We start from the raw sequence: 19,080 nt of genomic DNA, 5'->3' as shown, positions 1-19,080 counted from the left end.
GGGGTCGTGCTTTTGAACCCCCCGAGGCGGGGGTTGAGGGTTCTTTCAGCCTCTGGTAGAATCCATGGTGTCCCTGGGTTTCCCGACTCTCAAGGAAGGGAGGGACTGCTCCTTCGGGCAGGAGAGTGGGTTGGGAGTAGTTACAGGTTTGGGCCGGGAGACCCGGAATCTGCAACGAGGAGTTCTTATGAGGAGTTACGAGAGGAGACTCGGAATACTGGGTGGGATGGGGCCTGAAGCAACGGCCGGTTTGTATCTCAACATAATAAGGCGCTGCCAGGAGAAGCTCGGTGCCAAGTACAACTCCGACTTTCCGCACATGGTTATCAACAGCGTTCCTGTTCCAGACGGTCAAATGTGGAGAGGATTTGATAGAGACCGGGTAATTGAAACGTTGCAGGAGGGTTGCCGGCTGTTGGAGAGGTCAGGGGTTGACTTCATAGTGGTTCCGTGTAATTCGGCCCATTACTTTATCGGAGCTATGCGCGAGGCGGTGGGAATATCGGTGGTCAGCCTGGTGGAGGAGACCACCAGAGCCGTGAAGCAACGGGGACTTGACGTGGTTTCAGTCCTTGGGACACGCTTCACCCTTTCAATGGGCATCTACGAACGCCACCTCCAGGACCAGGGCATAAGAGTCGTCAACCTCCTCGAAGAACAGAAGGAGGAGGTAGATAGGATCATCGTGAGAATCGAGTCCGGGGCGAGACTCCAGTCCGACAAAGCCTTTCTCAAGAGGGTGATGGAGGATTTACGGCAGAGAGGAGCACATGGGATAATCCTCGGTTGCACGGAGATTCCCTTGCTGGTCCGGCAGGAGGAAGTCTCGATCCCTCTGTTCGATACGATCGAGATTTTGGCTTCGTCGTCGTTCGAGCTCTTGACCGGAGAAAATCCTTCTTCCCGGGGGCTTGTGTAGCCGGGCGGTAACAGATCGTGTTGGGTTGGGGAGGGGGGGCGGAGGGTCGGGTTGTTTTGGACGGGGATCTCGGGAGTGAGAGGATTTTGCTTGCATTCCTTGATTTTGTGTGATATAAATATTTTGTATTCCTGGTTCACTGAGAAGGTGGGCTGTTCGGCCCGCTTTTTTATTAGGGCAAGGGTGATCCGTGATCGACGATCGCGAGATTGAGGCCAAGGTAAGGGAGATAGGAGAGCCGATTGTTCGGTTCGAAGGGATGGAACTGGTCGACGTGGAGTACCGGAGGGAGCAGAGGGGGCGGGTTCTCCGCCTGATCATCGACCGGGAGGGAGGAGTTACGCTCGACGATTGCACTTCCATCAGCCGGGAGGTGGAGAAGAACCTGGATATCGAGGGGATCCCCCCAGGGCCGTATACCCTGGAGGTCTCTTCCCCTGGGCTCAACCGGCCTCTTAAGGGGGAGGCGGATTTTCGCCGTTTCACGAATCGAAGGATCAAGGTGAGGACGGCCGTTCCCATAGAGAAGAGGAAGACTTTCACGGGGAAGCTGGTGGCGTGTCATGACGGTGTTCTCGATATCGAGTTGGAGAAGGGGATCACGCGAATTCCCCTGGATCATATCGTCAAGGCGAATCTGGAATATGATTTCTAGCGTCATCCTTTGTGAGGCGTCGTTGTTCGACGGCCAAAGAGGAGTCCAAGCCTATGCCGGGCTATGGGAGGCTTAGGGAGGAGTCGGTAGAGCCGGCCATGGCGGGGTTGATGGGTAGTTGAGAAATTCAGAAGGAGAGCGGATATGGCCCAGAACCTAAATTTCATCATCGAACAGGTGGGGAGGGACAAAGGCATCGACAAAGAAATCATCATCGAGGCTCTGGAGTCTGCAGTACTCACCGCGTCGCGTAGGAAATTCGGAGCCCAGAAGGATATAGAGGCCCATTACAATGTAGAGAGCGGTGAGGTTGAGCTCTTCCAGTTCATGAACGTGGTTGAGACTGTGGAGGATCCCGAGACCGAGATCTCCCTCGAAGAGGCTCGAAAGCTCGACGAAGGGGCAGAGATTGGAGACAGCCTGGGGGTGAAGCTGGATACCAGTAATTTTGGGAGAATCGCCGCCCAGACTGCAAAGCAGGTTATCATCCAGCGGGTAAGGGATGCCGAAAGGGAGAACATTTACAATGAGTTCAAGGACAGGAAGGGTGAACTCATCACCGGGACTGTTCAAAGAATCGAACGGGGCAACCTCTATGTCAACATCGGGAGAGCCGAAGCGGTTCTCTACTCGAGGGAGCAGGTGCCGGGAGAGTCCTACCGCCAGGGGGAGAGGATTCGGGCCTATGTCCTGGACGTCCAAAGGACCGCCAGAGGACCGATGATTTTCCTGTCAAGGACGCATCCCGGACTGTTGGTAAAGCTTTTTGAAATGGAGGTTCCCGAGATTTCAGAGGGAATCATCAGGATCGTCAGTGCGGCCAGAGAGCCGAGAGAGAGGGCCAAGATCGCGGTGTACAGTCGGGACAGCGATGTAGACCCTGTGGGGGCCTGCGTGGGGATGAGAGGTTCCAGGGTCCAGAGCGTGGTCCAGGAGTTGCGGGGAGAGCGGATCGATATCGTTCCATACGCCGAGGATCCTGCCAAGTATGTCTGCAATGCCCTGTCTCCCGCAAAGGTCTCCACGGTGTACATAGACGAAGAAAACCGATACATGGAGGTCATCGTTCCTGATGATCAACTCTCACTGGCCATAGGGAAAAAAGGGCAGAACGTCCGTCTCGCATCCAAGCTCACAGGGTGGAAGATAGACATCAAGAGCGAATCGAAGATGGAGAGGATGTCCGAAGAGGCCCGGGAGGCTCTCAAGACGATTCCAAACGTCGGGGATGTCATGTCGCGGGTGCTTTACAACGAGGGATACCGTTCGATCGAGGATATCGCCAATGCAGAGCCCGAGGAGTTGGCACGAAAGGCCGGAATCAGCCTGAAGACGGTGGAGAAGATAGTGGCTTCGGCAAGGGAGATGGCAAGGACTCCGGAAGCGGCCGAGACCGCCGAGCCTGCGGATCAACCCGGGGTCTCCCTGGGGAATCTTCCGGGCGTGGGCGCCAAGACGGTTGCCCTTCTGGAATCACACGGCTTCGAGACGGTCGCCGCGGTTGCCCGTGGTACGGCCGGAGAGTTGAGCCGAATACCGGGGATCGGGGAGAAGAGAGCGGAGAAGCTTATTCAGGCTGCCTGGGAGTTGCTGGCACAGAAACAGAATGGATAGGGACCGACATGTTCCGGTTCGAATGTGTGCCGGGTGTCGAAAGAGACGGCCGAAAGCCGAGCTGGTACGGCTGGCCCTGGATTCTGCGGGCAGGCTGGTAGTGGATCGGGAGAAGATTCTTGGCGGAAGGGGTGTCTATGTCTGTCCGTGTGAGGAGTGTTTGAATCTGGCCGTCAAGAGAAAGGGAATAGTCAGGGGTTTCAGGGGCAGGCTCAGACAGGTACCGCCTGGGGAAGTTTTGAGAGTTTTTCAGGAGGAAGGGGAATGGCGAAGATAAAGGTCCTCGATGTGGCTCAGGAAGTGGGAATGGAGGAGGATAAGCTCCTGTCCAAGCTCAAGGGGATGGGGGTCAAGATCAAGGAGAAGAAGGAAGAAGAGACCAAGGGTGAGGAGGGCTTGGCCCCGGACGAGAGAGTGATCGAACGGAATGAGATGAGAGAAGTGGTCGAGAAACGGGTCAAGCCCACGGTGATTCGCAGGAGAGTCAGGACCCTGGAGTCCAAGGAGCCTCCAGCCGAGGTGGCACCACACCCACCTGTTGAACCCGAAGATATCTCCGCCGGAGAGGAGAAGGTCGGAGTCGAGCTTCCTGAGCCCACTATGGAGGTGACTCCAGGGGAGGTTCCTCAGGAAGGTGTCCCCGGGAGTGAGGAGGCGGCGGTCGGGCCTGAAGAGGCGAAGGCCCTCGGGGTGGAATCCGAACCCGTGAGCACGAAGGCTGTGGAAGCAGAGATCGTTGTTCCGGAAGCCCCGGAGCCGGAAGAGGTCGTGGTCAAGGCGGAGACGGCAGAGGAAGAGAAGAAGGCAAAGAGGGGCAAGAAAAAAGAGAAGGAGTTACCCGGGAAACGACGTCCCCGCATTGCCATGAGAAAGGAGGATCTCAAGAAGAAACGGGACCTCTTTGAACAGCTTGTGGAGGAAGAACCAGAGGAAAAGCCGGAAGTCCAGAAGGAGGTGGTCTTCCATCCTGTCAGACGGCCCATGAAGAAGAGGGTAGTGACCAGGCCCTCGAAGAAGACGGAAATCACCATGCCCAAGGCGAGCAAGAGGGTGATCCGTATCGAAGGTGCCGTCAGTGTGGGGGAGATGGCCAAACGCATGGGAATCAAGGCCAACGAGATAATCAGGAAGCTCATGGGCCTGGGGGTGATGGCTACTATCAATCAGAGCCTGGATGTGGATACCGCCTCGGTTGTGGCGTCTGAATTCGGATACCAAGTGGAGAATGTGGCCTATGATGTGGATGCGGCGCTCCAGAGAAAGGAAGATAGGCCGGAGGACCTGGTCCCGAGACCTCCGGTGATCACGATCATGGGTCATGTCGACCATGGCAAGACTCTGCTCCTCGATGCGATCCGCCACTCCAACGTGGTGGAGGAAGAGGCAGGGGCGATCACCCAGCACATCGGTGCTTACAGTGTCGAGTTGGATGGGGGGAACGTCGTGTTCATCGACACGCCGGGGCACGAGGCTTTCACGGCCTTGCGGGCCCGGGGGGCGAAGGTGACGGATATTGTGGTTCTCGTCGTCGCTGCAGACGACGGCGTCATGCCTCAGACTATCGAGGCCATAGATCATGCCAAGGCTGCCGATGTTCCAATAGTCGTGGCCATCAACAAGATAGATAAATCCAACGCCAATCCGGACCGTGTGAAACAGAGGCTCGCCGAGCTTGGATTGGCTCCTGAGGAGTGGGGAGGATCGACCCTTTTTGCCGAAGTCTCAGCCAAGAAGAAGACCGGCATCAGAGAGCTTCTGGAGCTGATTCTCCTTCAGGCAGAGCTCCTGGAACTGAAGGCAAATCCCCGGAAAGCCGCCCGCGGGACTGTGATCGAATCGAGACTCGATAGCAGGCGCGGTCCTGTGGCCACAGTGCTCGTGCAGGAGGGGACCCTCAAGAAGGGGGATTTCTTCGTGGCGGGGACGCATTACGGCCGAGTGAGGGCCATGGTCAATGACAGGGGCAGGGCGATCACCGCTGCCGGCCCGTCCACACCCGTCGAGGTGATCGGGGCTTCCGGCGTTCCAGAGGCAGGAGAGCCTCTTGTGGTGGTGGAGAGCGAGCGGGTCGCCAAAGAAGTCGTCGCAACCAGGCAGAACCAGCAGCGCGAAAGGGAGCTTTCCCGGCTGAGCACCGTAACCCTGGAAGACCTGTACGAGAGGATGCAGAAGGGAGAAGCCAAGGAACTCAACGTGATCATCAAGGCCGATGTGCAGGGGTCTGTCGAGGCTCTCCGTGAGTCTCTGACCAAGCTCTCCACCGAGGCGGTGAAGGTCAGTGTCATCCATGGGGGCGTGGGGGCAGTTACGGAAAGCGACGTCAACCTGGCTTCCGCCTCCAAGGCCATCGTCATCGGGTTCAATGTCCGGCCCGGGATGAAGGCCATGAGTATGGCGGATCAGGAGGGGGTGGATATCCGCACCTATTCCGTTATTTATGATGCCATAGAGGATGTGAAAAAGGCCATGGAGGGCTTCCTGGAACCGGTTTACAAGGAGAGAGTGATCGGACAGGCCGAGGTGCTGCAGCTGTTCAATGTCCCCAGGTTCGGGGTGGTGGCCGGAAGCCATGTGACAAGCGGCAAGATCGTCCGGGGCGCCCATGCCCGGATCCTCCGAGACGGCGTGGTGGTCTACGAGAGCACTATCGGGTCTCTCAAGCATTACAAGGAGAATGTGAAGGAGTGTCAGGAGGGGCTCGACTGTGGGATCAAGATCGAGAACTTCAATGACATAAAGCCGGGAGACGTGATCGAGGCCTACGTCAAGGAGGAGACCACCCCCAGCTTGTAATCTCCGGACAGGGAGGGTCTGAGGTGGTGATAGGGGTATGTCAGGTTGATCTGCTTATTCCCGGCAACGCTTCGCTCAAGGGAAAACGCAAGGTCCTCCGGAAAATCATCGATCGGGTGAAGAATCGTTACAACATCTCGATTTCAGAGGTCGGTGACAACGATCTGTGGCAGCGGTCCCAGATCGGTCTCAGCGTCGTTGGAAACGATTCCCGCCACATCAACTCGAGTCTCGACAAGATCATCGACTTCATCGAAGGCATGAATGTCGCCGAGATTCTCAACTCCGAAATCGAGATCATCCATATCCACGGGAGGGATGGATAGAAGATTGAACTTCAAACGGGCCGAAAGGGTGGGGGATTTGATCCGCCGGGAGATTTCCGAGATGCTGATCCGGGGGATAAAGGATCCCCGTATCGGGCTTGTGACCATCACCAGGGTGCGGATATCCGACGACTTGAGGGTGGCCAAGGTATACTTCAGCGTCATGGGGGGTGAGGAAGAACGGGAGAGGAACCTTCAGGGGCTTGAAAGTGCAAGGGGGTTCATCAAGAGAGAGATGGGCAAGCGGGTGCGTTTGAGGTATGTGCCGGAGATCGTCTTCAGATACGATCCCTCTCTCGAATACGCGGATCACATAGATCGTCTGATCAAGGAGATCCGCAAGGAGGAAGATGTCTGCCAGGAGGAGGGATAGGCCGCTGTCTGCCGCAGGGAGATCTGTTGGGGGGATTCTTGTTATCGACAAACCCTCTGGGATGACTTCGTACGATGTGATCCGGGTGGTAAAGAGGTATCTCCGCCCCAGGAAGATAGGCCACACAGGCACTCTGGATCCTCTGGCGAGCGGGGTCTTGCCGGTGGTCATCAACGGGGCAACCAGAATCGTCCCCTTTCTCGATGAGAGGGTAAAGAGGTACGAGGGGACCTTACGGCTCGGGGTGGTGACGGATTCGGACGACAGCACGGGGAGGGTAATCGAGGAGACGCCTCTTCACGGAGCCGGTCCGGCAGAGGACCGCATTCAGGAGGTCTTCGGCCTGTTCGTCGGCAGGATCAGGCAGGTTCCACCGATGTTTTCTGCTGCCAAGCACAGGGGGAGGCCGCTGTACGAGTTTGCACGCCGTGGAATCCAGGTGGAGAGGCGTGAGAGAGACGTGGAGATCTTCTCTCTCGAAGTCATGCGAATTGACCTACCCCTGGTGGATTTCAGGGTCTCCTGCTCAAGGGGTACTTATGTGAGGGCCCTGGTCCGGCAGATCGGGGAAGAGCTGGGAGTCGGGGCCCATCTGTGCCGTCTCAGGAGGATTTCGAGCGGCCCCTTCACATTGGGCCAGGCACTGACCCTTGAAGAGTTTGAGAGGCTGGCGGAGGAGGGTGGGATGGAAGACAGGATCATCAGCCCGAGGGAGGCCCTGGCGAGCATGCCCGAGATCGAAATCGACAGCGATCTGGGCAGCAGAATCAGCACCGGTGGCCGGGTACTGTTGAGGGATCTGGAGGGGTTGCGCCTGCCCTGTGTGGGGAGGGGACAAGAGGTGAAGATACTTCACAAGGGCGAGGTTTTGGCCATAGCGAAGACCCGGGTCTCCATCGGGCAAAAGGGCGGGCAGATGCTCGAAGGTCCGGCCCTATCCCTTCTGAGGGTTTTTGCCTAATGGCGGGAGCGGCTTGTTGTGCCCTGTCCGGCACGGGCTGGTTGAAATAATACAAGGAGGATCATGGGATGGTTTTGGAAGCGGAAAGGAAGAGGGAAATCATAGAGAACTACCGGATCCACGAAAGCGACACGGGTTCTCCCCAGGTTCAGGTGGCACTTCTGACCGAGAGAATCCAGTACCTTACGGAACACTTCAAGACACACAAGAAGGATCACCACTCCAGGAGGGGGCTCTTGAAGCTGGTGGGCCGTAGAAGAAGACTTCTGAGTTACCTGAAAGACACGGATGTCGAACAGTATCGGGCACTGATCTCGAGATTGGGGCTTCGAAAATAGACGATGAGATTCATCTCAATTAGATAGAGAGAATGGAGTATAGGCAAAGATGGAAAAAAAGTTGAGCACTGAAGTCGGAGGTAAGACTCTTACCATTGAGACAGGAAAGGTGGCAAAGCAGGCGGACGGTTCCGCAATGGTCTGGCTTGGAGAGACGGTGGTACTGGTTACGGCCGTATCATCGGACAAGACAAGACCCGGAATCGATTTCTTCCCCCTTACGGTCAACTATCAAGAGATGACTTACGCCGCCGGTAGGATACCCGGGGGGTTTTTCAAGCGGGAGGGCCGTCCCAGCGACCGGGAGACGCTGGCGTCACGTTTCATCGACAGGACGATCAGGCCTCTCTTTCCGAAAGGATTCAAGAACGAAACCCAGATCATTGCCACGGTTCTGTCGGCAGATCAGGAGAACGATCCAGCAGTAATGGCGATCGTAGGGGCCTCGGCAGCACTGGTCATATCCGATATCCCCTTTCTCGGACCCATCGGCGGGGTTCGTGTGGGACGGGTTGATGGGTCGCTGATCTGCAACCCCACCACCAGCGAACTGGAACGGAGTGATATCGATTTGATCATCGCCGGAAACCGGGAAGGCATCACCATGGTCGAAGGGGGTGGTAGCCAGGTGAGGGAAGAGGAGATGCTGGAGGCCTTGCTTTTCGGCTATGAGTCTCTGGCTCCCACCCTTGAGATCCAGGACAGACTGGCCAGTCTTGTGGGCAGGCCCAAGAGGGAGGTTCCACAGGTAGATGACCGTGAGTGGGTGGAGAAGGTGAAGTCCTATGCGGCCGGTGCTCTCCAGGAGGCTTACCGGATCAGAGGCAAGCTCGAACGCCAGAGCCGTTTGAACGAAGTGGTGGAGAGAACAGTGGAGGAGTTGGCGGGGGAGGACGAAGAAGCCCGCGAGAGGGTTCTCGACGCGGTGAAGACCGTTGAACGGTCGCTGGTGAGGGAGGCGATGCTGCGAACCAACCGGCGGATCGACGGCCGCGGGTTCTCGGATATCCGCCCCATCTCCTGCGAGGTAGGTATCCTTCCCCGGACGCACGGCTCAGGCCTCTTCACTCGTGGAGAGACCCAGGTCCTTGCAGTCACCACCTTTGGTACGGCCGCCGACGAGCAGAAGATCGAATCGATAACCGGGGAGAGTTACAAGACCTTCATGCTCCACTACAACTTCCCACCCTTCTGTGTGGGAGAGACGGCAATGCTGAGGGCCCCGAGTCGAAGAGAGATCGGTCACGGTGCTCTTGCCGAGAGGGCCATCCTCCCGGTCCTTCCTTCGGACGAGGAGTTTCCCTATACCATAAGGATGGTTTCGGAGGTGCTCGAGTCGAACGGATCGTCCTCGATGGCCACTGTCTGTGGGGGGAGCCTTTCGCTCATGGACGCGGGTGTACCCATCAAGGCAGCCGTGGCTGGAATTGCCATGGGCCTGGTCAAAGAGGGTGATCGGGTCGAGATTCTCTCCGATATCCTGGGAGACGAGGACCATCTGGGTGACATGGACTTCAAGGTGGCTGGAACCGAAAGGGGAGTAACGGCACTCCAGATGGATATCAAGGTTCCCGGTATCTCGCGGGAGATCCTGGAAAGGGCCCTGGGCCAGGCCCGTGAGGGCAGGCTTTACATCCTGGAGAAGATGAATGAAACCATTGCGGAACCGAGGGCGGAGATCTCCGTCTATGCGCCTCGGATCACGACGATTCATATCAAGCCCGAAAAGATCCGAGACGTGATCGGTCCTGGTGGTAAGAACATCCGTGCCATCATCGAGGAGACCGGGGTAAAGATCGATGTGGAGGACTCGGGAATGGTCACCATCGCTTCCCCGGACAAGGAAGCCGTGGAAGAGGCCATTGCCATGGTAAAGAAGCTCACCCAAGAGGTAGAAGTGGGGGCTTTGTACCTGGGCAAGGTCAAGAGGGTTCTGGATTTCGGAGCCATCGTAGAGATCTTCCCCGGGGTCGACGGCTTGGTTCATATCTCCCAGATCGCAAACGAGAGGATCCGGGCTGTATCCGACGTACTGAAAGAGGGCGACGAGGTACTGGTCAAGGTCCTGGAAGTCGAACACAACGGGCGAATCCGTCTGAGCAGGAAGGCGGCCTTGCGAGAGCCGCGTCCTGCCTCAAACCAGGGGGCTCAGACAAAGGCGTAGAGCAGATGGAACAGAAGACGATCCTGGACAACGGCATCCGGGTTCTGACCGAAACGGTCCCCTACTATGGGTCGGCCTGCATCGGGGTATGGGTACTCACGGGTTCCCGGGATGAGGAGGACTCTGAGAACGGAGTCTCTCATTTCCTGGAGCATCTTCTTTTCAAGGGGACCGAAAGGAGGACGGCCCAGGACATCGCCAGGACCATCGATTCGGTGGGAGGGAGTCTGAACGGCTTCACAGGGCGGGAATGCACCTGTTTCTATGCAAAGGTCTTGGATCGGAATCTCGATCTCGCAGTCGATCTCCTGTCTGACATGCTTCTCAATTCCAAGTTCGATTCCCAGGAGATCGAGCGGGAGCGGGCAGTGGTTCTTCAAGAGGTGAAGATGGTGGAAGACACCCCGGATGACTACGTCCACGACCTTTTCAGCCGGGCCTTCTGGGGTGATCACCCCATGGGGCAGCCTGTCATCGGTAGAAGCGAGAGGATTCGCTCCCTCTCGAGGGAACAGATCCTGCGGCATTTTGACGACTACTACAGGTCGGATCGGATGATCATTGCGGTGGCGGGGAACGTGGAACACGGGGCGGTAGTCGACATGGTGGAAAGGGCTTTTGCCGGAGCACCCCGGGGTTCCAAGACGATGAGAAGGGGGAGACCCACGGGCTACTCCACGAAGGCTTCGGTTCGCAGGAAGAAGACCGAGCAGGTTCATCTCTGCCTCGGGACCGAGGGGCTTGCCTATGTGAGCTCAAGGCGGTTTGCCAGTTACGTACTGAATGCTGTCCTGGGAGGTGGAATGAGCTCTCGTCTCTTCCAGGAGGTGCGCGAGAGAAGGGGGCTCGCCTACTCGATATACTCTTACCTGCCCAGCTACGCCGACACGGGGCTGCTCGTCGTCTATGCCGCAACAGAGAAACAGAGGGTTGCCCAGGTTGTGGAGATGATCCTGAAGGAATTCGAGGCCCTGAGAGAGAAACCCATCAGCCAGGACGAGCTCGTCACCTCCAGGCAACAGCTGAAGGGCAATCTTCTCCTCTCCCTCGAGAATTCCGACAACCGAATGACCCGGCTGGCCAAGAACGAAATCTACTTCGGTAGATTCCTCCCCGTAGAGGAGGTGATCGACCGGATCGACGGCGTGACTGTCGACGAGATCACCGAGCTCGCCGCCGACCTCTTTCTCCCCGAGCATCTCTGCCTTACCCTTCTGGGGCCCATTACCAGGGGTGAGTTGAAGCGGGATCTGGATGGGTGCTGGCCAGGAGGGGGGCTGTGAGAGAAGAGGGCTCTATCGATCGATTCCCATGGGTCGAATAAAGATCAAAGTGAGGAGACTGGGGGTAGGGGATGATGTGCAGCTCCCCCGCTACATGAGCGACCATGCTTCGGGGATGGATCTCTTTGCCCACCTCCCTGCAGAGGTGACCCTCAACCCTGGAGACCGTTGCCTGGTCCCTACAGGCATAGCAGTAGCCATACCCGAGGGGTACGAGGGCCAGATCAGACCGAGAAGCGGCCTGGCAATGAGCAAGGGGATCGGGATCGTCAACTCGCCGGGGACCATCGATTCCGATTATCGGGGGGAGATAAAGATCATCCTCATCAATCTGGGAGCCGAGCCCTTCGTTGTGAAGAGCGGAACGCGGATCGCTCAGCTGGTGATAAGTCCTGTTGTCCGGGCGGAACTGGAAGAGGTCCCCGATCTTCCCGGGACAGACCGTGACCAGGGAGGCTTCGGCCATACGGGCTCTTTCTGAACGTTCCTCTGCCGCCGGGTGGGGCCGACTCCGAGAGAGTGCGTCACAGGGCTCCATCCGAGGACGGGCAGGCCGGTTTCGAGGCAGGCTGTGAGAGCCGAGTACCGGAGTGATCCGGGGGTTCCATTTGAGCTTGGCAAGGAGAAACGACTTCTGGATCGATCGATTCTTTGATTATCTGACCGTAGAGAGAGGTCTTTCTCGAAATACTCTGGAGTCATACAGCAGAGACATACGTCGGTTTCTCGATTTTCTCGATAAAGCCGGACCAGACGACCTCGAAAGGGTGCGCGACATCGACGTGCTCTCCTTTATCGTGGCCCTCAGGACGAGCGGTCTCTCTGAAAGGAGCGTGGCCCGTCTTCAGGTCACCCTGAGACAGCTGTACCGGTTCCTCGTCGCCGAGAGAATCCTGAAGGAAAACCCCCTAGAGTCCGTAGAATCCCCCAGAGTCGCAAAGAGGCTCCCCCAGGTTCTCTCCGAGCAAGAGGTGGAGCGCCTGTTGGGCGGGCCGGACAGGAGGACTCCCCTGGGGCAGCGTGACAAGGCCGTGCTTGAGCTGCTCTATGCCACGGGCCTGCGGATCTCCGAGGTGGCCGCCCTCCGCCTGGATCAGATCAACCTGGAAGTGGGGTGCGTAAGGGTCTTGGGCAAGGGGGGGAGAGAGAGGGTGGTTCCCTTTGGGCAGGAGGCCGAGACCTCCCTGCGGGCCTATCTCAATCAGGGACGCGGCCGGATTCTGAAGGGTCGAGCCACCCCTTACGTATTTGTGGGCTCCAGGGGACGAGAGATGACAAGGCAGGCCCTGTGGAAGATCATCAAGAAATACGGCTTGAAGGCGGGGATCAAGGGGAAGCTGACCCCCCATACGCTTCGTCACTGCTTCGCCAGCCATCTCCTGGACAGGGGGGCGGATCTGAGAACGGTCCAGACTCTGCTGGGGCATGTGGATATCTCCACCACCCAGATCTACACCCATGTCTCCCGGGAGAGGCTGAAAAGGCTCCATGAGAAGCACCATCCCCGGCCGTAGCAGTTGCTCCCTCCAAGTGGGTTTGATATGGGGAGGGTCCAGGCCCGACCGTGAACCAAAGCAGCTTTAGGAGAGGCAAGGGGAGAGAGCCGGGGGAAAAACATTCGGCCTCTACCCTCATCGCCTCCGGGCGACCATGTATGGAGATCATCGCCACCCACACCAATGCGGATTTTGATGCCCTTGGCTCGATGCTTGCGGCCAAGAAACTCTATCCCGAGGCGATTCCGGTCTTTCCGGGATCCCAGGAGAGGAGCCTGAGGGATTTTTTTGTCGATTCGGCCTGGTACGCCTTTGAGACACAGCGGATCAGAGATATCGATATGGACAGGATCAGGCGCCTCATCCTGGTAGACACAAGGCAGTTGAGTCGTATCGGGAAGTTCAAGGAGATCATCGGCCGTCCGGGCCTCGACGTCCACATCTTCGACCACCATCCGCCCTCCCCGGACGATGTTCGAGGGTCCCTGGAGGTGATTCGGGAGGTGGGTGCGACCGTGACGGTCATGCTTTCGGTTTTGAGGGAGAGAGGTGTCGAGGTCGCCTCGGATGAGGCCACGGTCATGATGCTGGGCCTTTATGAGGACACTGGAGGCCTCACCTTCTCCTCCACGACTCCTGAGGACTTCCACGCGGCTGGATACCTCCGGTCCAGGGGGGCAAGCCTGAACATCATCTCGGACATGATCAGTCGCGAGCTGACGGCGGAGCAGGTCTTTCTGCTGAATGATCTCATTCGATCGGCCACCAGGTACACCGTCAACGGAGTGAGCCTGGTGATCGCCATGGCTTCCGTCGACCGGTATATCGGCGACATCGCGGTCCTGGTCCACAAGCTTAAAGACATGGAAAACCTCGATGTCATCTTCGGTCTTGTAAGGATGGCTGATCGTGTCTATTTGATCGGCAGGAGTCGGATCGAAGAGGTCAATGTGGGATTGATCGCCGCCGGATTCGGCGGCGGCGGGCATCCTACTGCTGCTTCCGCAACCATAAAGGGCATGACCCTGTACGAGGCGAGGGAGAGACTCATCGAGCTACTCCAGGAGACGATTCAACCCGAGAGGTGCTCCAGGGACCTTATGACTTTTCCTGTAAAAACCATAGAGGCCGACAGGAGTCTTGGTGCTGCGGCTGAGTTGCTCACCCGGTACGACATAAATGTCCTTCCTGTATTGGAGCGGGGAAGGGTGGTGGGACTCATCTCCCGTCAGGTGGTCGAAAAGGCATCATTTCATGGCTTGAAAGACCGGCCCGTTCGGGAGTTCATGGCCTCGGAATTCGCCACCGTGACCCCGGAGACCCGGGTTGCCCAACTCCAGGAACTCATAATAAGGAAGGGTCAGCGGTTTGTGCCTGTGCTGAGGGGAGAAGAACTGGTGGGGGCGGTCACCAGGACCGATATTCTCAGGTCTTTCCAGGAGGAGTTCACCAAGGCTGGGGATGTTCCATCGCCCGTGGAGTCGAGAAGGCTCCAGGACAGGAGGAAGATGATAACCAGGCTCATTGAGGAGCGCCTCCCACGGAGGATCCAGTCGATCCTGAGAGAGCTGGGCAGGGTGGCCGATGAGATGGGATATTCTGTCTATGCTGTGGGGGGCTTTGTCCGGGATTTGGTCATGGGTGTCAACAACCTGGATGTCGACATCGTGGTTGAAAAGGACGGGATAGGTTTTGCCCGAGAGGTGGCCCGGCGGTTTTCCTGCCGGTTGAGGGTCCACAAGAGATTCGGCACGGCAGTTCTGGTTTTCCCCGACGGCATCAAGGTGGACGTGGCCACGGCACGATTGGAATACTACGATTTCCCGGGGGCGACTCCGACCATCGAATTGACCTCTATCAAGAGGGACCTTTACCGGCGGGATTTTACCATCAACACCCTGGCCGTCAGGCTCAATGAGGCCCAGTTCGGGACCCTGATGGATTTCTTCGGTGCTCTTCAGGACATCAGGGAGAGGACGATCCGGGTACTCCACAGCCTGAGTTTTATCGAGGATCCCACCCGTATTTTTCGGGCTATCCGGTTTGAACAGCGCCTCGGCTTCCAACTCGGCAAGCAGACGCAGAACCTGATTCGTAACGCCCTCAAGATGGGTTTTCTAGAGAAACTGTCCGGTGGGCGTATCTTCTCGGAATTGTTGCTGATTCTCAAGGAGGAGGATCCCGCGTCGATTCTCCAGAGATCCGAGGATTTCGGGCTGCTCCGCATCATCAACTCAGATCTCGTTTTCACCCGGGATCGAGCAGTCCTGTTCGAAAGGATCAGAGCCATTCTATCCTGGTATAGGCTTCTCTATCTGGGAGAGCGGTACGACCGGTGGCTCGTCTATTTTCTGGGTCTTGTCGACGGCCTCTCAGAGAGAAAGCTGAACGCCCTTTTTGAACGGCTCGCCCTGCAGGGGAAAAACCGCATAAGGATCACCGAGGCCAGGAGGGGCGCCCAGCAGGCCCTGACGGCCCTCCGCAGGAAGACGAGCGGCGGGAGGCGGCTCAGGGCGAGCGAGATCTATGACATCATGGATCCACTGCCCACGGAGGCCAGGCTCTTTATGATGGCCAAGACAGAGGACGAGGAGATAAAGAGGCTCATCTCCCTCTATTTCACATCCCTCAAGAATGTCAGGACCGCCCTGCGGGGCAGAGACCTGATCTCCATGGGTTTTGAACCGGGTCCTCTTTTCAGGGAGATCATAAACGCTCTGCTTATGGCGAGGCTAGACAAGAAGATCGAATCGAGAGAGGACGAGGTGGCTTTTGTTCGCAGGAGTTACGGTTTGCCGCTGGAAGGGACAAGAGGCCGTTCAAAGGCGAGTCAGGAGTCGGGTCGTCCCTCCAAGGCTCCGGAAAGGGTGAGGAGGGGAGCCGCTGATGGATGAGAGGGCGGATTACCGGGTGAAACTCGACATATTCGAGGGGCCTCTGGATCTTCTCCTCTATCTCATACGGAAGAACGAGGTGGATATCTACGACATCCCCATTGCAGAGATTACCGAGCAATACCTGGGCATGCTGAAGATGATGAGGACCCTGAATCTCGATGTGGCCGGGGAGTTTCTGGTGATGGCCGCGACTCTGGCCCAGATCAAGTCCAAGATGCTTCTGCCCGCTGCCCCGGACCAGGGGGAAGAGGAGGAGGAAGAGGACCCCCGCAGGGAACTGGTCGACCGCCTGCTGGAGTACGAGCGGTTCAAGAATGCGGCCCGTCAGCTGGAGGGCCAGGATATCTTGGGAAGGGACGTGTTCACCCGGATCCCGGCAGGGGAAGAAGAGACGGATGAACTCGAGGTGAGTCTCTTCGATTTGATCGAGGCCCTCCAACGGGTGCTCAGAAAGTCGTCCCAGGAGTTGGTGCACGAGATCACTCTGGAGAGGATCAGCATCGAGGAGAAGATTACCGAGATTATCGACCGCCTCACCGGTTGCGGTGGAGAATTGGAGTTCGCCCGTCTCTTTGAGGGTGAACCGACAAGGGAGGTGGTTATCTTCACCTTCCTCGCTTTGCTGGAATTGATGAAGATGAGGATGGTCCGGGTTTACCAGAAGGGGAATTTCCGCCCCATCAGGATCAGGAAGGTATAGGAGGGTTGTCGTCAATGAGGGATAAGGCCGTTTATCTGTGTGTGGCCCTGGCCCTGATGCTCGGCCTTCCGGCCGGACGGGCCGCTGGGCTCGACACCTCGGGCAGGACCATGACCTTGATGACCACGGGAACGACGATTGTCATCGAGGGGAATCTGGCAAGGGCAAGAAGCATGGCCATTGCCAATGGGAAACGGAATGCCCTGGAAGCAGCAGTGAGGGAGCTGATTCCCGAGACTTTGGCACTTGAGAATTACGACCTCATCAATCAGGAGATCTATCAGTCGAGCGGGCGATTTATCGATACCTTCCGCATTCTCTCAGAAACGACCAGGGAGAACATCTATGAGGTCAATCTCGAGAGCACGGTGGCAGTGGAAAGACTGAGAAAGACCCTCGTGAACCTGGGGCTGATCGAGGAAGAGCCCGGTGGGGCTGTGTGCCGCTTTCGGTTTGAAGTCTCCGGGGTCTCATGTGCCGCCTGTATCACAAAGCTGAGGAATTACCTTGAAAAAGGCATGGAATCCGTTGAAAGGGTTTCTCTCTATTCGATCAGCCCCGGCAGGTTCACTTTCCGGGTTGTATTGAGGGGAGACATGGAGGCATTCCGAGATGCTCTGATATCCGAGTCATTTGAAGACTTCCGCCTGGACCCGGAAGGGATGAGTGAGGGAGTCCTCCGGTTGGCCATGGTCCCGTATTCATCACAGGAAGGCTTGTGGAGGTAGCCATGAGAAGACACCCGGTGCTGTTGGCCCTTCTCGTCGTCGTTGTCCTCATCGGCGCTTTTGTCGCCTTTGTGCTGGCCTTTTCGCGCCTCGGCGGGAGGAGGCCGGCCTTTGTCCTGGGAGACAAGATCGGAATCGTCGAGATAAAAGGGGTGATCGCCCGTTCCGGAAGGATCATCGATCAACTGATCGCATACCGTGAAGACGGAGGAGTCAAGGCCGTCGTTCTCCGTATCGACTCGCCGGGAGGGGCTGTGGGACCTTCTCAGGAGATTTATCGGGAGGTCATCAAAACACGGAGGAAGAAGAAGGTGGTCGCATCGCTCGGCGGGGTCGCCGCCTCTGGGGGATACTATATCGCCAGCGGGGCGGACGCTATAGTCGCCAACCCGGGAACCCTTACCGGGAGTATCGGTGTGATAATGCAGTTTTCCAACGTGGAGGGGCTGATGAAACTCGTCGGCTTGAAGACGTACACCTTCAAGAGCGGCAGGTACAAGGACCTGGGGTCTCCTTTTCGTGAGCCGACTCCGGAGGATCAGGAGGTGGTCATGGGGGTGATCCGGAGCGTATACGATCAGTTCGTTGAAGCGGTGGCCAAAGGGAGAGGCATGGAGTTGGAAAAGGTGAAAAAACTGGCCGATGGCCGGATTTTTTCCGGCCGCCAGGCGCTCGAACAGGGGCTGGTCGACTACATGGGAAACTTACAGGACGCGATCGACGTTGCAGCCAAGATGAGCGGTATCCGGGGCAAGCCCCACGTGATCTACCCCAGGAGGAGGCGGAATATACTCGACCTTCTCTTTGAAAAAACCCTGGCAAGACTGATCGAGCAGACGAGGAGTTTAAACTACAGGCTCTATTATCAGGCTTCCCCGGTGAGTGCCTTCTGAACAAGCCTCATGTCGTGCCAGGCCTCTCGCTTCCTGTCGGGATTTCTAAGGAGATAGGCGGGATGAAAGGTCGGCATGACTCTGATTCCCTCCCACGAGTGGAAAGTACCCCTGAGGCTGGTGATCCCCGCGGAGGTACCGAGGAGGGTTTGAGCTGCCGCGTTTCCGAGGGCACAGATGACCCTGGGCTGGATGATCTTCAACTGGTCTTTCAAAAAGGGGTAGCAGGAAGCGATCTCGTCCGGCCGCGGAGTCCGGTTTTGTGGCGGGTGGCATTTCACCACATTGGTTATGTAGACTTCGTCCCGGGTCATGCCGATAGCGGCGATGATTCTCGACAGGAGCTGTCCGGCCTTTCCCACAAAGGGCCTCCCCTGGAGGTCTTCTTCGTAGCCCGGCGCCTCTCCAACAAAGACGAGGCGGGCCTTCTGGTCTCCCTCTCCAAAGACGATGTGCCTCCTGGTCTTGTGCAGCCGACAGCGCCGGCACTCTCCCAACTCCTCTCGCAGGGCTTTGAGGCTTTGAGAGGCACGGCTGGAGCGGGGAATGGCCCTCAGGCCCAGCCCCTTCTGGTAGAAGAGGTAGCTTCTCAAATGAGCAATCAGGGCGAGGATCTCTGTTCTTGCATCAGGGTTCATGCTGTTCCGTCAAGGCCCTTCGGCTTGATACAAACGAATCTATATTCTTCCCAAAGGCCGTGTCAAGAGCTTGATGGGATGTTGTTGCCGGCAATGTCAAATGCCAAATGAAATCCCAATGGCTTAAATGTCGAAGTCCCGAATCTTCGAAGAGTTACATTGGGGAGGCTGTTGGATCAGTCGAGAATCGAGCAATTTGGATAGCCTAGCTTTATCGATTTGTCATAGCAAAACCCAGCCGGCCTTTTTTGTTTTCCTTCTTGAAAACGATATAGTTTAGAGGATCTGTTACAACCGGGGGG

General features: G+C 57.3%; 18 protein-coding genes. 17 read left to right on the top strand and 1 reads right to left on the bottom strand.

From position 1 onward, the window contains the following. The first annotated feature begins 187 nt into the window (after positions 1-187). From JRJ26_00895 to sppA, 17 genes are all read left to right on the top strand, one after another. The gene (locus JRJ26_00895) at positions 188-919 is read left to right on the top strand and encodes an amino acid racemase (protein MBW2056032.1); all 732 of its coding nucleotides are present in this window, start codon (positions 188-190) and stop codon (positions 917-919) included. Between the two features lie 193 nt (positions 920-1,112). Continuing rightward, a complete protein-coding gene (locus JRJ26_00890; protein ID MBW2056031.1) occupies positions 1,113-1,574 on the top strand; it encodes a ribosome maturation factor in 462 nt (153 codons plus the stop codon). Between the two features lie 144 nt (positions 1,575-1,718). Continuing rightward, positions 1,719-3,188: a transcription termination/antitermination protein NusA gene (nusA, locus tag JRJ26_00885; protein MBW2056030.1), complete on the top strand. Its 1,470-nt coding sequence runs from the start codon at positions 1,719-1,721 to the stop codon at positions 3,186-3,188. After that, complete coding sequence (locus tag JRJ26_00880; GenBank protein MBW2056029.1) at positions 3,181-3,465, top strand: YlxR family protein; 285 nt, start codon at positions 3,181-3,183, stop codon at positions 3,463-3,465. Before nusA ends, JRJ26_00880 begins: the two co-directional genes overlap by 8 nt. Then, a complete protein-coding gene (gene infB, locus JRJ26_00875) occupies positions 3,453-5,981 on the top strand; it encodes a translation initiation factor IF-2 (GenBank protein MBW2056028.1) in 2,529 nt (842 codons plus the stop codon). The genes JRJ26_00880 and infB overlap by 13 nt, the downstream gene beginning before the upstream one ends. 23 nt (positions 5,982-6,004) lie before the next feature. After that, the gene (locus tag JRJ26_00870) at positions 6,005-6,307 is read left to right on the top strand and encodes a DUF503 domain-containing protein (GenBank protein MBW2056027.1); all 303 of its coding nucleotides are present in this window, start codon (positions 6,005-6,007) and stop codon (positions 6,305-6,307) included. Next, on the top strand, positions 6,300-6,680 hold the full coding sequence (gene rbfA, locus JRJ26_00865) for a 30S ribosome-binding factor RbfA (GenBank protein MBW2056026.1): 381 nt from the start codon (positions 6,300-6,302) through the stop codon (positions 6,678-6,680). The genes JRJ26_00870 and rbfA overlap by 8 nt, the downstream gene beginning before the upstream one ends. Then, positions 6,658-7,641: a tRNA pseudouridine(55) synthase TruB gene (truB, locus tag JRJ26_00860; protein MBW2056025.1), complete on the top strand. Its 984-nt coding sequence runs from the start codon at positions 6,658-6,660 to the stop codon at positions 7,639-7,641. The genes rbfA and truB overlap by 23 nt, the downstream gene beginning before the upstream one ends. 68 nt (positions 7,642-7,709) lie before the next feature. Then, complete coding sequence (rpsO, locus tag JRJ26_00855; protein MBW2056024.1) at positions 7,710-7,979, top strand: 30S ribosomal protein S15; 270 nt, start codon at positions 7,710-7,712, stop codon at positions 7,977-7,979. A gap of 49 nt (positions 7,980-8,028) precedes the next feature. Beyond that, complete coding sequence (pnp, locus tag JRJ26_00850) at positions 8,029-10,143, top strand: polyribonucleotide nucleotidyltransferase (protein MBW2056023.1); 2,115 nt, start codon at positions 8,029-8,031, stop codon at positions 10,141-10,143. 5 nt (positions 10,144-10,148) lie between these two features. Further along, positions 10,149-11,426, top strand: a complete 1,278-nt coding sequence (locus tag JRJ26_00845) for an insulinase family protein (GenBank protein MBW2056022.1) — start codon at positions 10,149-10,151, stop codon at positions 11,424-11,426. Between the two features lie 28 nt (positions 11,427-11,454). Continuing rightward, positions 11,455-11,907 (top strand): dUTP diphosphatase, encoded by a 453-nt coding sequence (gene dut / locus JRJ26_00840; protein MBW2056021.1) that lies wholly within the window; start codon positions 11,455-11,457, stop codon positions 11,905-11,907. Positions 11,908-12,040: 133 nt separating this feature from the next. Then, on the top strand, positions 12,041-12,940 hold the full coding sequence (gene xerD / locus JRJ26_00835) for a site-specific tyrosine recombinase XerD (protein ID MBW2056020.1): 900 nt from the start codon (positions 12,041-12,043) through the stop codon (positions 12,938-12,940). A gap of 140 nt (positions 12,941-13,080) precedes the next feature. Then, a complete protein-coding gene (locus tag JRJ26_00830) occupies positions 13,081-15,816 on the top strand; it encodes a CBS domain-containing protein (GenBank protein ID MBW2056019.1) in 2,736 nt (911 codons plus the stop codon). Beyond that, positions 15,809-16,519 (top strand): segregation/condensation protein A, encoded by a 711-nt coding sequence (locus JRJ26_00825; GenBank protein ID MBW2056018.1) that lies wholly within the window; start codon positions 15,809-15,811, stop codon positions 16,517-16,519. The genes JRJ26_00830 and JRJ26_00825 overlap by 8 nt, the downstream gene beginning before the upstream one ends. 14 nt (positions 16,520-16,533) lie before the next feature. Continuing rightward, positions 16,534-17,247: a hypothetical protein gene (locus JRJ26_00820; protein MBW2056017.1), complete on the top strand. Its 714-nt coding sequence runs from the start codon at positions 16,534-16,536 to the stop codon at positions 17,245-17,247. A 2-nt stretch (positions 17,248-17,249) separates the two neighbouring features. Continuing rightward, complete coding sequence (gene sppA, locus JRJ26_00815) at positions 17,250-18,140, top strand: signal peptide peptidase SppA (protein ID MBW2056016.1); 891 nt, start codon at positions 17,250-17,252, stop codon at positions 18,138-18,140. On the opposite strand, the gene JRJ26_00810 is transcribed toward sppA, so the two are convergent. After that, entirely contained in the window at positions 18,113-18,778 is a 666-nt protein-coding gene (locus JRJ26_00810) for a uracil-DNA glycosylase (GenBank protein ID MBW2056015.1), read from the bottom strand. The genes sppA and JRJ26_00810 overlap by 28 nt on opposite strands. Positions 18,779-19,080: the final 302 nt, after the last annotated feature.

The organism is Deltaproteobacteria bacterium (assembly GCA_019308905.1).
Taxonomy (GTDB): Bacteria; Desulfobacterota; BSN033; order WVXP01; family WVXP01; genus JAFDHF01.
The sequence above is the reverse complement of the archived record's forward strand: the minus strand, read 5'-3'. Positions and strand labels throughout refer to the sequence as shown.

Coding starts and splice junctions, on each gene's coding strand:
- JRJ26_00895 (MBW2056032.1), top strand. CDS start 188: ATGAGGAGTTACGAGAGGAGACTCGGAATACTGGGTGGGATGGGGCCT.
- nusA (MBW2056030.1), top strand. CDS start 1,719: ATGGCCCAGAACCTAAATTTCATCATCGAACAGGTGGGGAGGGACAAA.
- JRJ26_00880 (MBW2056029.1), top strand. CDS start 3,181: ATGGATAGGGACCGACATGTTCCGGTTCGAATGTGTGCCGGGTGTCGA.
- infB (MBW2056028.1), top strand. CDS start 3,453: ATGGCGAAGATAAAGGTCCTCGATGTGGCTCAGGAAGTGGGAATGGAG.
- rbfA (MBW2056026.1), top strand. CDS start 6,300: ATGGATAGAAGATTGAACTTCAAACGGGCCGAAAGGGTGGGGGATTTG.
- truB (MBW2056025.1), top strand. CDS start 6,658: ATGTCTGCCAGGAGGAGGGATAGGCCGCTGTCTGCCGCAGGGAGATCT.
- rpsO (MBW2056024.1), top strand. CDS start 7,710: ATGGTTTTGGAAGCGGAAAGGAAGAGGGAAATCATAGAGAACTACCGG.
- pnp (MBW2056023.1), top strand. CDS start 8,029: ATGGAAAAAAAGTTGAGCACTGAAGTCGGAGGTAAGACTCTTACCATT.
- JRJ26_00845 (MBW2056022.1), top strand. CDS start 10,149: ATGGAACAGAAGACGATCCTGGACAACGGCATCCGGGTTCTGACCGAA.
- dut (MBW2056021.1), top strand. CDS start 11,455: ATGGGTCGAATAAAGATCAAAGTGAGGAGACTGGGGGTAGGGGATGAT.
- JRJ26_00830 (MBW2056019.1), top strand. CDS start 13,081: ATGGAGATCATCGCCACCCACACCAATGCGGATTTTGATGCCCTTGGC.
- JRJ26_00825 (MBW2056018.1), top strand. CDS start 15,809: ATGGATGAGAGGGCGGATTACCGGGTGAAACTCGACATATTCGAGGGG.
- JRJ26_00820 (MBW2056017.1), top strand. CDS start 16,534: ATGAGGGATAAGGCCGTTTATCTGTGTGTGGCCCTGGCCCTGATGCTC.
- sppA (MBW2056016.1), top strand. CDS start 17,250: ATGAGAAGACACCCGGTGCTGTTGGCCCTTCTCGTCGTCGTTGTCCTC.
- JRJ26_00810 (MBW2056015.1), bottom strand. CDS start 18,778: ATGAACCCTGATGCAAGAACAGAGATCCTCGCCCTGATTGCTCATTTG.